Source organism: Bradyrhizobium sp. STM 3566 (genome assembly GCF_045571445.1).
Taxonomy (GTDB): Bacteria; Pseudomonadota; Alphaproteobacteria; order Rhizobiales; family Xanthobacteraceae; genus Bradyrhizobium; species Bradyrhizobium vignae.
Genome location: NZ_CP120692.1, coordinates 6,697,026 through 6,711,349, shown reverse-complemented (window position 1 = coordinate 6,711,349; position 14,324 = coordinate 6,697,026). Strand labels below are relative to the sequence as shown.

9 protein-coding genes are annotated in these 14,324 nt (G+C 58.9%); 6 read left to right on the top strand and 3 right to left on the bottom strand.

The annotated features are described in order from the left end of the window. Window positions 1-207: 207 nt before the first annotated feature. Window positions 208-1,449: a cytochrome P450 gene (locus P6U27_RS31900; protein WP_407194517.1), complete on the top strand. Its 1,242-nt coding sequence runs from the start codon at window positions 208-210 to the stop codon at window positions 1,447-1,449. Window positions 1,450-1,731: 282 nt separating this feature from the next. Further along, on the top strand, window positions 1,732-2,085 hold the full coding sequence (locus tag P6U27_RS31895; RefSeq protein WP_407193281.1) for a hypothetical protein: 354 nt from the start codon (window positions 1,732-1,734) through the stop codon (window positions 2,083-2,085). 449 nt (window positions 2,086-2,534) lie between these two features. On the opposite strand, the gene P6U27_RS31890 is transcribed toward P6U27_RS31895, so the two are convergent. Next, window positions 2,535-3,295 (bottom strand): IS5 family transposase gene (locus P6U27_RS31890; protein ID WP_407193280.1). Its coding sequence is split into 2 segments (ribosomal slippage): window positions 2,535-2,959 and window positions 2,959-3,295, totalling 762 coding nucleotides; the frame shifts between segments, so codons are not numbered across the junction. Window positions 3,296-3,475: 180 nt separating this feature from the next. Between P6U27_RS31890 and P6U27_RS31885 the strand changes: the two genes are divergently transcribed. Both P6U27_RS31885 and P6U27_RS31880 read left to right on the top strand, forming a co-directional pair. Further along, the gene (locus tag P6U27_RS31885) at window positions 3,476-5,725 is read left to right on the top strand and encodes a hypothetical protein (RefSeq protein WP_407193279.1); all 2,250 of its coding nucleotides are present in this window, start codon (window positions 3,476-3,478) and stop codon (window positions 5,723-5,725) included. 806 nt (window positions 5,726-6,531) lie between these two features. Beyond that, window positions 6,532-6,696 (top strand): hypothetical protein, encoded by a 165-nt coding sequence (locus P6U27_RS31880; protein ID WP_407193278.1) that lies wholly within the window; start codon window positions 6,532-6,534, stop codon window positions 6,694-6,696. A 929-nt stretch (window positions 6,697-7,625) separates the two neighbouring features. Here P6U27_RS31880 and P6U27_RS31875 read toward each other — a convergent pair. Beyond that, window positions 7,626-8,939, bottom strand: a complete 1,314-nt coding sequence (locus P6U27_RS31875) for an MFS transporter (RefSeq protein WP_407193277.1) — start codon at window positions 8,937-8,939, stop codon at window positions 7,626-7,628. Between the two features lie 857 nt (window positions 8,940-9,796). Between P6U27_RS31875 and P6U27_RS31870 the strand changes: the two genes are divergently transcribed. Next, the gene (locus tag P6U27_RS31870) at window positions 9,797-10,372 is read left to right on the top strand and encodes a hypothetical protein (protein ID WP_407193276.1); all 576 of its coding nucleotides are present in this window, start codon (window positions 9,797-9,799) and stop codon (window positions 10,370-10,372) included. Between the two features lie 1,101 nt (window positions 10,373-11,473). On the opposite strand, the gene P6U27_RS31865 is transcribed toward P6U27_RS31870, so the two are convergent. Next, the gene (locus tag P6U27_RS31865) at window positions 11,474-11,773 is read right to left on the bottom strand and encodes a hypothetical protein (protein WP_407193275.1); all 300 of its coding nucleotides are present in this window, start codon (window positions 11,771-11,773) and stop codon (window positions 11,474-11,476) included. A 240-nt stretch (window positions 11,774-12,013) separates the two neighbouring features. Between P6U27_RS31865 and P6U27_RS31860 the strand changes: the two genes are divergently transcribed. After that, window positions 12,014-14,137 (top strand): prolyl oligopeptidase family serine peptidase, encoded by a 2,124-nt coding sequence (locus P6U27_RS31860; protein WP_407193274.1) that lies wholly within the window; start codon window positions 12,014-12,016, stop codon window positions 14,135-14,137. Window positions 14,138-14,324 lie beyond the last annotated feature (187 nt).

Sequence of the window (14,324 nt, the reverse complement as noted above, 5' to 3'; positions counted from 1 at the left end):
ATCGGCGCTGATAGCTCTCATTGATCGCTGAGTAGATCGACTCGGAAAGTCAATGCGATCCTGACTGCCCGACATGGTAGGGCGAGGCGAGCTGCACTGTGAGGTAGCCTGGTCGAGCGGCCCGTCGCAGCCAAGCGCTGCGGCAGCTCGAAACGATGAATGGCGCCACACCGTAAATTCTCGAGAGCAGAATCTGCAGGGATGATGATGACAAGGCGATCGGAAGATTATGGGGCTGAGGATTCGTGTTTTATCCCGCTGAGCAAGCTGGATGTAAGCGAGGGCAAGCGCTTTCAAGACGACAGCATGTGGGCTTGCTTTGAGCGGCTGCGAAAGGAAGATCCCGTTCACTACTGTCGAGACAGCGCTTATGGTCCATATTGGTCCGTAACGAAATACCGCGATATCGTGGCCGTCGACACAAACCACAAAGCGTTCTCGTCAGAAGAAGGTGTCACTATTGTCGACGTGCCAGGCGAGCACTGGACCCCGAGTTTCATCAAGATGGGGCCTCCCAAGCACGCCGAGCAGCGCAATACCGTGAGCCCGATCGTCGGACCGGTAAGCTTGACGAAGCTCGAAAGCTTGATCCGGTCTCGGGTCAGGGCGATTCTCGCGGGCTTGCCGCGCAATGAGACCTTCAACTGGGTGGACATGGTGTCCATAGAGTTGACGACGCAAATGCTCGCCACGCTGTTTGACTTTCCATTTGAGAATCGGCGACTGCTGACCTATTGGTCAGACGTCGCTGTTACAGCTCCGAAAGCGGGCCATGCGATCGACAGCTGGGACAAGCGAAGCGCAATCTTATCCGAGTGCCTGGACTATTTCACCGGGCTTTGGAACGAGCGCATTAAAGCCGAGCCGCGCCTCGACTTGATTTCCCTGATGGCGCATTCTCCTTTCACACGCCAGATGGAGCCGAACGAGTTTCTCGGAAATCTGATTTTGCTGATCGTTGGGGGCAATGACACCACGCGCAACTCAATTACCGGCGGCCTCCTGTTCATGAATCAGTACCCCTCCGAATTGCGAAAGGTAATTGACAATCCCAAGCTGATCTCGAGCGCCGTGTCGGAGATTATTCGCTACCAGACGCCAATTGCACATATGCGCCGTACAGCCACGATCGACAGCATCGTAGGTGGAAAACAGATCAGGAAAGGCGACAAGGTCGTCATGTGGTATATCTCCGGTAACAGGGACGAGGAGATCATTGAGAACGCCAACAATTTCGTGATCGATCGCAAAAATGTGAGCCAGCATCTCTCTTTTGGGTTCGGCATCCATCGCTGTCTTGGTCGGCATCTTGCGCAACTGCAGTTGAGAGTCCTCTGGGAAGAGATTTTGTCCGCGGAATTGTGGTTCGAGGTTGTCGGCGAACCCGAGCGGATTGCGTCTAACTTCGTGCACGGCTATTCCGCTCTTCCCGTGCGGATTGCATCCTAGCCCCTGATTTGCTTGCTCACGCAGAGGGCAGGCGGCGGAGCGGGCTTGTCCTGAACCATCTTGGTTTGTGCAAGCAAGGCAGATTGGGTGATCTTACGCGAAACAACGCTGCATGTCGAAAGCCAATTACCGGCCCGGCAGACGCTTGGAAGGACCTGCGAGAAGCGATAGGTGAGGCGCGCCTCTCGACTCGCAAGCATTTGGCATGCCGAAAATTGAACTCAACTGCTACTCCGATGCAGGTCTCTGGGGCCACCTCGAGCAGCCGAACCACAGAGGCCGATGACCTTGATGTTGAAAATTGCGGCTGTGGCGGCCATTTTCCTTGGAGAAGCGCTTTCGATTTGCGCCGAGTTGATTGCCTCAAGGCAATTCGGAAAGACCGGTGGCGATCTGACGATACTTTGGCCGATGTTTCTCCTGGTATGCTTGGGCGGCATCCTCCTCGTTTTCGGATACGCGCTGGGCTACATGCATCTGCAGAATATCTGGATCATTGTCGCGATATCGGTCGGAGCTATCCTGATCGTGGAGCCAATGCTCACATTTCTGCTCTTCAGAGATGTGCCGACGGCCGGTTCGCTGATTGGGCTGGTTCTCGGCGGGTTTGGTGTGCTCGCTGCGATATTTCTATGAAGGTGATCTCACCGGGCCCGTATAGGCGCCGCACTTTTGCGAAATGCAGCCTGAGGATCTGCGGAAGGTCGAATCAGCCGGCTGGGACGAGGAGAAATGTCGATGCTGATCGTCCTTCAGCATCTCGTCATCGTGTACGGCCGCTAGATTGTTAAGCTCTTATGTCAAACTCCCCTTACCGTTAGCAGGACGAGTGTGGCGATCGTGGGCTGCCAATCCATAAGGTGCTTGACCATAATTCGCCGATTGGTCCCCGACTGTTCTCCCGGCTACCTACCAATTTTGGGGGCGACTTGACTCAGTCGGCGTGGACGAAGCCACCGGCAGAGGGGCAAGACTCGTACCGGATCGCGTCCGATGCGAGGGCACCTCAGCCGCGGTTACCTCTCGGCTGCTTACCACCGACGGTGTTACCCGCATCGCTCTCTCAGCAACATTAGGGTCCGGACTCAATTGATCCACCAAGTAACGGCGGCGACCAAGAGGATGGCCGAGAGGAAGTTGTCGGCTCGCTTGTCGTAGCGGGTCGCAATCCGCCTGAAGTCCTTGAGGCGGCAAAACATGCGTTCGATGAGATTGCGTCCTTTGTAGGCCTTCACGTCGTACCGGTGCGGATGCTTGCGAGTTGGGTTGGGCGGAATTACTGCCTTTGTTCCGCGCTCGGCCAACCACTCACGCAGGCTATTGGCGTCATAGGCCCTGTCAGCAAGCAATCGTCGAGCAGGTGAGACGGCAGGCAGCAGATCGCGCGCCGCCGTGAGGTCATGGCAGTTGCCAGGCGTGATCACGAAGGCGATCGGACGTCCATAATCGTCGGTCAGCGCGTGGATTTTGGTGGTGCGTCCGCCTCGCGAGCGGCCGACCGCCTCCTGGAAGTCCCCCCTTTTGCGCCCGCCGCCGAGGGGTGGGCTTTGATGTGGGTCGCGTCGATGGACATTGTCCCGACCCGGCCGGTTGAGCCGGTCAAGGCGTAGAAAATATTGCCCCACACGCCTTGGCGGCTCCAGCGATTGAAGCGGTTATAGATGGTCGTGTAGGGGCCGTAATCTGCCGGGCAGTCTCGCCAGCGTGCGCCCGATCGCAGCATGTGGAGGATCCCGCTGATAACGCGTCGGTCATCCACGCGATGGGCGCCGCGCCGCCCACGTGGCAACAGCGGTTCAATCCGCTTCCACTCCGCCTCACTCAGCCAATATAGCTTTTGCCCCATCAAGCCCCCCTTCGACTCGGAGGTCTTGAATCACAACTCCGCCTCAGCTCCGAGGAAACGGAACTTCAGGTGATGTCGGCTTTCTTTTGCATCCGCAAGAACGCTTTTGGTCAGCTAGTCGTCAGTCAGGCGGTCTATCCAGACGGGCTGCACATTCGCGACTTTTATCGGAGACGAAGCATGACAGGCATTGGCCGCGCCGGCGCATCGGAAGCTGGGGCCGCAGGAGCCGGCAACGCCACAGACGTGAGCGGTTCGAGCGGAGGGCCCAGCCTCTTCCCGGGAGGACGCAGTCAATCTTTCGATGCCGTCTTGGAGCGGATGCGCTCTGGGCCTCAAGACAGGACCGCGGCGCTGGGCAACCCAACTTCGGATGTGGCAGCGCCAACCCGGGATGAGATCAAGGCAGCAAGGCGAAAAATGGGCGGCCTGCTCGAGGAGCTTGAAGCTAGCCGTCGAGCGGCCACGCACGCCCAGACCTTCCAACAAGCGCAAGAGCTGATCGATCAAGTCGTCAAAGCAGGCTCAACAGTTCTGGAGTATTACGCGGATTTGCCTGCCAATTTGGCGCGTCGCATTCTGCCCGACGATCGGGCTCGCCGGCTCCGCGATGACACGCTGAACGCGGCCGAAGAATGTAACGCAGTGGCGACCCGGATTATTTACGAGCTGGAGGACAAAAGAAAGGAAGCATTAGGCTGGCTCCCGAAGATCAGAGCCAGCGGTACGCCCGCCCAGGTGATCGGCGCGTTTAAAAGCGTGGCGAAGCACTATGCAGCCTGCATGGAATGGTGGGGAAAAAAGGTGTTGCGCTCGGAGCGGACGCAGTCTGTCTGTGCGGCTACTGCCAACTTGCCAAGCAGCACGCCCGAGATGCGCAAGGCCGAAGAGGCCGCACTAAGACTGCATACCGGATGGGCTCTGAATACAAAGTGCATGTATCTGCAAGCGCGGATCGCTCTCGCGGAGCTCTTGATTGACTCCCGAGCGAGCACGATCGACCCAGACGTGCGCGAGGCCCTCTTGGACGAGAGCGGGCGGGTGCGTCTGCTCGGGACCTTCATCGAGGACGTTTTTCCGGCATTCGTCTCGACGAGCCAGGCCGTTCTATACAGCGATGGAGCAGCGCTCGACGCGGAGCATCGCGTCGTTCTGGAAGGAGTCATGGAGCGGCTTTCGGAATTTGCATCCGGGCTGAGCGGCATCGTTGCCAGCCTGAGGCAGGTCGGAACGGGCGCTGAAGTTCCCCTGCAGTTGCTGGACGAGATCGTGGAAGGGGCGTGGGTGACCGCGAACGAGGTCATGCGGCTGCTGGCATTGCAGCCAACTACGCCAGCCACGATTGAAGCGCCGGCTTGGGCTGCGCTGCCGGAAAATACTGCCGGGGTGAGCCAAGGCAATTCAAGTCGCAGAAAAGGAAAAGGAAAAGCAAGAGATAGGCGCGCACCGGCTGCAGGCGAGGGGAGTTCAACGGCCAGCTCATCCGAGCCGCAACTCGCTAGACCCGATACCGCTACGGCTCCGACGCGCAAGGTTATCGTGCGCTCAGATCTCGGTACCAAGAAGCTGGCGACCACGGAGGAAGCACGCGCCTCATCCGCTGCAACCGAGCATCTGCAGGTGTGGCAGGCGCCGCCGTCCAAAGCAGCCCTGGCGGGATTACTTGAGCGATTGGATAAGCTGCTGCAGTTCGACCTGCGGGCGCAGCAGAGAGCGGTCTCGCAGGCGCGCCAGATGAAGCCTGAGGACGCCGAACACGTCTTGGATCGGGTTATTACGCGCTTGCGGACGCAGGCCGACGAAATTGATGGCTGTGTAACCGCGCTGCAGGAGCCGCGCCGACGTGGCCTGCTCACACCTTCGCAAGTTCCCGAGGTGCACGACAAAATAGTCCGGCTCAACGGGATGTTGTCCGAGCTGCAGGGGCAGGCAAGATCATGGAAAGAGCAGAAGGCAGCGATCACGAGCGATTGCATGAAGACCTACCCGTTTCCATCGCAAAACTACCTCGAACAGTTACGCGCGGCGGGGGAACTGGAGTCAGTGGATCCGCCGCGCGCCTTAAAGGGAGAGCCAGGGAAGCTATTCGAGATCAAGCTGCAGCCGAAGGCGCTGCGCAGCGGCGCGATGCCACGGCCGATGTGGGTGCACATCCATACCGAGCAGCCGGTTCGTGCCCGGCAATTGGCAACGCTGAGCGATCGCGAATTCGCTGCATGCCACGTGAAGTCCGACGAACAGCGCGGATACAATCAGCATTGGCAGAACGCGCGAGCCGCTGAGGGCCACGAGAACGTCGTGATCCACCGCGGCAAGCTGACGCCTGCGTTTTGTAGGTCCTTGTTGAGCGCCGCCGCTGGCCGGCCGTGGCAGCCCCTTCCCGATCCCGGGCACGTTTCAGCGCACATCGCTCGACTGGGGATCTCGTGAGTGGGTTGTCTTGGGGGCAGCCGTTCGGTGGCAGCCTTCATGCCTTCGGATCGGCTCGGTGGATTGCCGGAGCAGGGCCGAGCCATCTCGGGCCCATCTTACAAAAAGATGGAGCCTGGGAAAGAATGCACCTCACGCGCGGGGTAGCGAGTGGGCCATCCCGGAGGATTGACCACAAGCAAGCTGCCATTCCGAGGTGTGGCAAACATCGGCGCTCGGGCGAGAAGCTAGGCCGCTGAGCATTGCAGACCGAAAACATGTACCTGATGCCGGCGGCGACCCGCTCGGATGTAACAGTGCTTTCGCCTGTTTGCCCGCGGCAAGCTGGCGCGCAAACCTTCGGCGGAGTTTCAACGGATCGCGAACGGTTCGGTGGCACGGGAGCTGAGCATCACGGCCGCTTTGACGAATCGGATCGGGCGGTGCACAATAACGTGGCCTGTTTGCTACTCTTGCATAAGGCTACGACGGCCCCAGCATCAAGCCTCCTTGGCCCCCAAGATGCTGGGGCTGTCGTTCTTGCTCGAGCGTCTCAAGCCAAGTGGCGTCGGAGCTGCTTCCCTTCAACTGCGATGTCGCGCGGAGCCGTCCGACAATCCCAACATGTGGGCGTATGGTCAGTCATGTCGCTGCGTGTTCAGCCGCCGTCACGAGCACACGACGGCGGCATTGCCCGAAGAGCAGCCTCCACCAGCCGATCAGCTTGGCGGAGGCTATCCATTGAGTTAAGACCGAGCTCACGATAGCAACCCGTACATAGGTCTGACCGTCTTTTTTAGCTCGACGCCATGAGCCGTAAGCGCCCGGTGCATCGCCGCGCCTTTGATCTCGCGAGCGAGCTCGTCGACAATTTGAGCCCCGACCGTTCGCTCGGCATTGCCCGTCAGGACTGCTTTGGCGAGCCGTTGATTCAGCCGAGCGTGAAACTCGTCTTCCATCGCCTCGAGAGCCGCTCCTCAATTGCTGCATGATCTTCGGGAACACGTTCGCGGGTCAACGGCTCTCCCCTTGCGGCGCCGCATGTGCGGGAGCATGCAAGCCTACTGTCGCCTTGCTCGTACGATCCGTCCGATTCAAGCTTAACTCGAGTGCTCCCAGACGTCATCGACTACTCCGAGGCTCCTCCAGCGTTCGATCAAGCAGATTGCAGGTTCGGCGCGCGCTAACATCGAACCTTACGGAGATGTCCGGACTTATCCATTCCCTAGATAGATCTGATCAAGAAAATCAATTTTACCGCTTGCAGCGTCCTCATATAGACCCGAGGAGGGTTGGGGCCAACCTAGGGAAGCGATTTCTCGCATGAAAAAGTCTGTGTTAGTGACGGCGAGCGCCCTCGCGCTCGCAACGGCGGCGGTGCCTTCTTTTGCTGCAACAGTTTCCGCGCAACCGGTGGCCGCCAGGGTGCATGTAGCCGATACTTCGTATCCTCAGTGCGCGGACGACCCGCTGGATGGTATCTGCGATCTGTTTTTTTGTTTGGCCGATCCCTCGTGCGTGCGACACTGAGAACGCAAAACAACTCAAGCAGAGAATGAGGATCGATCCTCGTGCGGCCGCTTGCTCCAACAGCGGCCGCGCCCTCATGCCGTACAGTTACACTGGCAGATGGTGCAGGCGGCGCCACCTTATTCGAAGCGATTGCTCACTTTCAGCCAGTCGGTAGCTAACGCGCAACCGCCGCATCAGCGAAGGTTGGGTAGACGGGAGAAGCCGTTGAGAGCGCCACGCTGTGTTCCGCTGCGAGCCCCTGCTCGATCCAAAACTGATCAATCATCAGTATCTATTGCTCTTCCATGCTGCACCGATAGTCCTACGATCCGATGATTCGAATTTCGGACGTCATGGATGTCCATTCTTCCCGCTATGCCTAGGGTAGCCGTCGTGGCGTCAGGAAGGATCATTTATGGCTGGGTGTAAAATTGAGTGGCGCCGTCTGCGGCATCATGAGCATGGCAAGGAGCCCGGCCGCGCTCGCGAAAAGCATGTACCATGCGGGCACGAGTGCGCTCCCGGTCAGGTGGATCAGCCAAGTGACGATTGGCTGAGCTGTGCCTCCGAAAATCGCTATCGCTAAAGCGTAAATCGTCGCGAGAGCGCCACCACGAAGGTTCCTGGGTAAACCTTCGGCCATGCTTACGTAGAAGGCGCTATACGGAATCGTTCCGATCAGGGTGAGGGCGCCGAGACCTCCTAGAAGTGCGAACGCACTGCGACTCTCTGCAATCCACAAGAATACCGGATAGGTCATCAGCAATGCAGTAACCTGCGGCCATATCATGGTGCGGCGACGGCCTGCGCGGTCGGCGAGTAGGCCGCCCAGCAGTGCTGCAGCAATTCCCACCGTATTGCTGATGAGCGTAGTACCAAAGGCAAGCGGCGCGGAAACGTGGAGAGTGTTGATCGCGTAGGTGGTCATATATCCTGTAACATAAGTAGTGATCGTGCAGCTGGCCAGGATCACAAATCCCAAGCTCATGATGCGACGATCGGCACGTGGTTGGCCCCAAGGCTGGGTGACCAGAACGTGCTCGGGCCGGTGCAACGTTTCAGGCAGGGCGCTCCGCAACCAAAGTCCAAACGGCAACGTAGCGGCGCCGAGCAACAACGCGATCCGCCATCCGTACGCATTGAGAGCTTCGCTCGTCATGGTGAGCGACAGTATTTCTCCAACCAACGCTCCAGCCGTCGCAGCTGTCTGTTGGCTCGCGGGCTGAAAGGAGACAGTAAGACCGCGGGCGTCAGCGGGGGCCGCTTCCATCAAGTAGGCGGTCGTCGGCCCCACTTCACCTCCGAGGGCAAAGCCTTGCAGCAAGCGTGCGAAGACGACCAGTGACGGAGCGGCAAGTCCTATTGTCTCGTACGATGGCGTCATAGCTAACAATAGGACCGCGGCGCTCATCATGGTAAAGCTAGCGGTCATCGCGGGTCGTCGGCCGACCCGATCCGAATACGAGCCGAGTACGATCGCCCCGATCGGTCTGGTCACGAAACCTGCGCCGAAGGTTGCGAGTGACAGCATGAGGCTGGCGAACGGGTCGGTTGCCGGGAAGAACGCTTGGCCGATCTGTATCGCGAAAAAGCTGTAGGTCCCGAAGTCGTAGAATTCGAGAATATTGCCGATGGTTGCGCCCATCACAGCGCGGCTCGTCAAGCGTTCGTCTGCGGGATCAAGGACCGGATCCAGCCTCTCTCGAGTAGATTGCCTCGACATCCTCGACCTAATCTGAAGCGCGCTCCCTGACCCAAACATTTTGAACAGGCAGGTCGCACTGTTGCATTCCACGCGCCGAACTTGTCCCTCATCGCCATTGCACCATTCAACTTGTAGGCTGAAGCGGTCACGACGAAGCGGACCGTAACATCTGCAATAAAAATGCCGGCCTCTGCGCCAACCATTTAGCCCTTGATCTGATGGTTGGCCTGGCCAGCAAGGACAAATATGCGGACCTGCTGCTGTTGTCGGGCGCCGCAGAAACTGCGCGGCTGTCGCGAGTTTGCGACAAATTGGGATGCGCCGAACACGATTGACCACGACTTGAGCCCTTTCAGGGGCGCCTGGTTGCGTCCACACCCTAAGGAGAAGTGGGCCACGGCCTTCAGCGCCAGCGCTTGCCCCCACTCAGTGCGCCTGCGGCGGTTTCTCACGCGCCTGCAAGATCGCCATTTATAGATGCTCCAGCTACAGCCGCCGCCGGGTAGCCAGCGAGCGGGCGACCCAGTCTGCTCAGGGGCCGCTCGCATCTGCCGACAATCAAAACCCGGACCATCCGTCGTCCGTGCGTTCGGCGGCGCTCGATGCGATGGACGACGCAGACCTGCACGCCGACCGGCAGATCAGGCGAAATGGGATTTGGCTCGGAGATGATCGTATCCGACGTGGCAAATGCGGTCGCGGGTTTGCCTCCCTTCTTCGATCTTTGTCAGCTTCTCGAAAGCCAACCTCCTTAACATTCGAACGTGGCCTCTCGATGACGAAGCCGCCCATGTCTGAATTCGTGACGACCTTCAGCTCACTCCTGTGGGGAGATCTTCAAGAGGCCTTGTTCTCATAATAGAAAGGAGAGCTTTATGAATCCGAACCCGATCGACCATGCCCGTTCACCAGGATCACCAACGGCGCACGTCTGGACACAGGAAGATCATGATTTGTTCAGTCAGATCATGAATGAAGCGGGACCATCATCATCTGCCGCACGTGAAGAAGCGGTAGATGTCTCATTCGCCGCTCCCCAGAGATTTTCACACGGTTCGCAAATCGCGCCTGACTTCATGGTCGAGAGGCTGTTCCACCAGGGTCTCTTGCCGGACTCGGACCAGCCGACGATGACCTATAAAATCCGAGGTCACCGCTACACGGCCGGTTTGGATGGGTCCAATCGAGTTCTTCTTGTTCATAACCCTGCGGAAGACCAAGTGGTTGGGGTCGGCCGGGAGGGGGTACCGGACTTCGGAGCATTCTTTACGGAGCACCGGCGCTTCGGAACGCCGCTACCACAACAATGGGCCACACCTGCCCTGATGGACAAGCTGCGCGAAGAAGGTTTCATGCCGACCGCTGATAACCCCACAACAATCCAGCTTAACGGACGGGCCTACAAAGCCGAATTAGCCGAAGGAGGGTTCGTCAGGCTTACGCGGGTATGAGACGCAAGGCGGGGAGAAACGGATCGCGCCGGACTGGCACCCTGCGGTCATTTCGGTTGTCCTTACCTGGATAGACAATTCACCGCTTAGCAGTGGGTTGCTCGCGACGCCAGTGGGTACGCATGATCGTACCCGCTGGCTAGCCACCAGATGCAAGGTCATCCTGGCATTTCGGTCTTGGTGGCGCCGGCCCCGTCATGCGGGCTGCAAGCCCCGTATTGCCTCGCCTGAGGATGTTACTTTCGCTGGACCGATGTAGCTCCGGCTGTCCGCCAGTCCGAGGTTGCACCATAGCACGCAGGATCGGAGGACTGGAGGACATCGCGGAATGCCATTATACGCGGCCAGCGCTCGCACCCCTAGCCGTGCGCGGGATGATCGTCTCGGCTGCTTTGCGACTGAGCGATCTAACAAGTACTGAGCGCTCGATGTCGACTGGGTTCGCGCAAATTGGGCAGCGAAATCGGCGGCCGTGGGAAGCGGCCTAGCCTTTGCCGGTGCGACCCTACATAGCCTTGGCGGAGGTATTCTTAAGGAAGTGGCAGCAAAGGTCGCGTAGCCGCAACCGACCGTCGCAAGTGGCGCAGTCGCTCTGCGTAGCAGTGGGACTGCGCGAGCGTATTTATCGGACTGTCAATTGGGCCCTACCAGATCTGGGCGTTTTGCAAGCAGTACCTCCACCGTAGGGTCACGGTAGATCGCATGCACATAGCCGTGTGCAGCCAGCTTCGAAACCCGGAAAAGAGCTCATGACGAACAGCAATCTGAGCTGCCAATCCATTGCGGATGCATGCTCACAGCGAACCATCGCCGATCAAAACACGACATGGAGAACGCTTGGCCCGAGACGTCGAGGTTTCCAGATGATACGAGGAACGAAGCCGATGGCGCGGATGGCCGTAGCAATAAGGCGCGCGTGCGCCATGTACGATCTCGATCGGTGCTGCGCAATCTGGTGGCTCTACCGTCTCCATTTCGGAGTCACCCGCGACGTGATGTTGGGGCTCTCCGCGTCACGATTGCTCAGGAGAGATCCCGCTGCGGAATCTAGAAATAGTGGCATCGAGCGCATGCCGGCTCGGCCACCGAACCTGCCGCAGGTTACGCGTTTGGCTGGCGGATAAAAGCCTTGCCCAACGGCAATCGCTTCAAGTCTCTTCCAGCCAACAGGCAGCAAATCACATCGAGTACCGGGAGCCTGCGCGGTGCACTGATGGTGCCGGCCAACACGATCAGCAGGGCGCGAAGATCGGACTTGTGCTCGCACTTCACACCTAACGTCGAAACTGTCGACGGATGATGCTGCCCATAGCCGAGTTGTGAGTGGCCGAACGGTCGCGCAAGCGATCGTCGAAGATTTACGTACTGGCGACGATGAGCAAGGCGGGCGCTGCGCAACATGCCGCTCTTGCTAAGAACCGGCTGTCAGGTTTGAGACCGACGTCCAAAAGTCGACACTTACATGGGTTGGAAACGACTGGAGAACCTCCAATTTTCAAGCGGCACGCTGCTTGCACCATGTAAAGCTAACGGACGCGGTTCCCGCATGCCAGCTCTTTGAAGCGGAGTATGCATCTTCCAAATGCTTCCACTCACCTAGCACGAGGCCCAAGTCCGCCTGGCTAACTTCAGGACACTCCCATGAAAAATTCGCTTTTTCTCGCAGCGTCGCTATCCATGAGCTGTTTGATGGCCGCAGGGCTGTCGCATGCGCTAGCGCCTGCGAGCGGGGCTGAGGATCCTTTTCTTTGGCTTGAGGAAATCGAAGGGTCGCGCGCATTGGATTGGGCTCACACCGAGAACGCCAAGACACTCAGTTCGCTGCAATCGGATCCACGTTACCAGCGATTCTACGGGGAAGCGCTCCACGTTCTTCAGGCCAAGGACCGAATTCCGTACGTCTCATTGGGACGGCGCGGCCTCGATAATTTCTGGCAGGACGAGAACCAGGTGCGCGGCGTCTTGCGACGCACGACACTTGAAAGCTATCGCACCCAGAGCCCTCGATGGGAGACCATCCTCGACGTGGATGCTCTCGCCGACGCGGACAAGAAAAACTGGGTCCTTAAAGGGGTGAGCTGCCTTCCGCCCGAAGAGCGCCTATGCTTGCTCAACCTGTCTGACGGCGGAAAGGACGCTGTGTTTGTCCGGGAATTCGACGCTGTCGCCAAAACCTTCGTCACGAACGGCTTCGCACTTCCGGAGGGAAAACAGCAGGTCACTTGGGTAAACAGCGACACGGTCCTAATTGCACGAGATTGGGGCGAAGGGACCATGACGCAAGCCGGTTACCCTTTCGTCGTGAAGGAGATCAAGCGCGGTCAGTCGCTCGCGGAAGCGCGCGAGGTCTTCCGTGGCGAGCCAACCGATGTCGGGGCCACTCCATTCGTGCTGCACGACAGTGAAGGCAGGGTCCATGCGATCGGCGCGGTGCGCGGCATCAGTTCGTTCGAACATGAGTATGTTCTCTTTGGGGCCAAGCCGACTAAGCTCAATCTGCCAAAGAAGGCGACCATCGGGGCCATCGCCAGTGGTCGCCTGCTGGTGAGGCTCAACGAAGACTGGATGCCGCCGTCCGGAGACACCACCTTCTCAGCTGGCTCGATCATCTCGTATGACCTGGCCGAATGGAAGCAGGATCCGCTGCGCGCCAGACCCTCGCTCGTTTTCAAGCCTGGGCCTCGACAAGCGCTCAGCGGATTCACCGCCACAAGAAACCTGTTAATCCTAACGATTCTCGACAATGTTCAGGGTAAGGCGTTCGTCTACAAGTACCATCAGGGCGCCTGGCGGGCCACGCCGATCCCGCTTCCAGAGAATGCGAGTGTCGGTCTGGCTGCAGCATCGCATGAAACGGACGAGGCGATGTTCACCGTCTCCAGCTTTCTTAGCCCGACGATGCTCTGGTACTTCGACGCGGCAACCGAACGCCTTGAGGCACTGAAAGCGACACCTCCGAGGTTCGACGCCTCGAGACTTGTCGTCGAACAGTTCGAGGCAATCTCGCGCGATGGCACCCGCATTCCTTACTTTCTGCTACGACCCAAGAGCGCAAGGTTTGACGGATCAACTCCAACACTTCTCTATGGCTATGGTGGGTTTCAGATCCCGCTCGTCCCCTCGTACGTGGGCCTCACCGGACGGCTCTGGCTCGAGCAGGGCAACGCGTATGTTGTCGCGAACCTACGCGGCGGGGGTGAGTTCGGGCCCCAATGGCACCAGACTGCCCAAGGAGCAACGAAGCAGCGCACATGGGATGATTTTATCGCCGTCGCGGAGGACTTGATCCGGCGCAAAATCACTTCTCCCCGCCGGCTGGGCGTAGTCGGCGGTAGCCAAGGAGGCCTGCTGGTAGGGACCGCAATCACCCAACGACCCGAGCTCTTTAATGCGGCCATCTTACAGGTTCCGCTGTTCGACATGGTGCGGTTCACCAAGCTGGGCGCCGGAGCCTCTTGGATCGGCGAGTATGGCGATCCCACCATACCCGAACAACGCAAATGGCTCGAGGCCTACTCGCCCTATCAGAGGTTGGTGCCAGGCAAGACCTACCCGGCCCCCTTCATTCTCACGTCCACCAAGGACGACCGCGTTCATCCAGCGCATGGCCGCAAGGCAGCGGCGAGGCTTGCTGCGTTGGGCCAACCGTACCTCTACTATGAGAATATCGACGGGGGGCATAGCGCCGCCGCCAACCTCATTGAACAGGCACGCCGGATCTCTTTGGAATATACTTATGCATCCCGGCGGCTTGTCGATGAGTGATGTCGAGGACTAAGATTTACTTCAATGATGACGCTTGGCGGACGACGTGATCGGCAGCAGCGTGAGCAAGCCCGTGTTTGCTCATTCTCCGCAGACTATGGATCTCCCTGTGGATGAATCCGAGCAATCATCTACGCCCTCAGTCTCGCCTATCAGTCCGGGTACGTAACTCAAGGCCGAGTTCTCG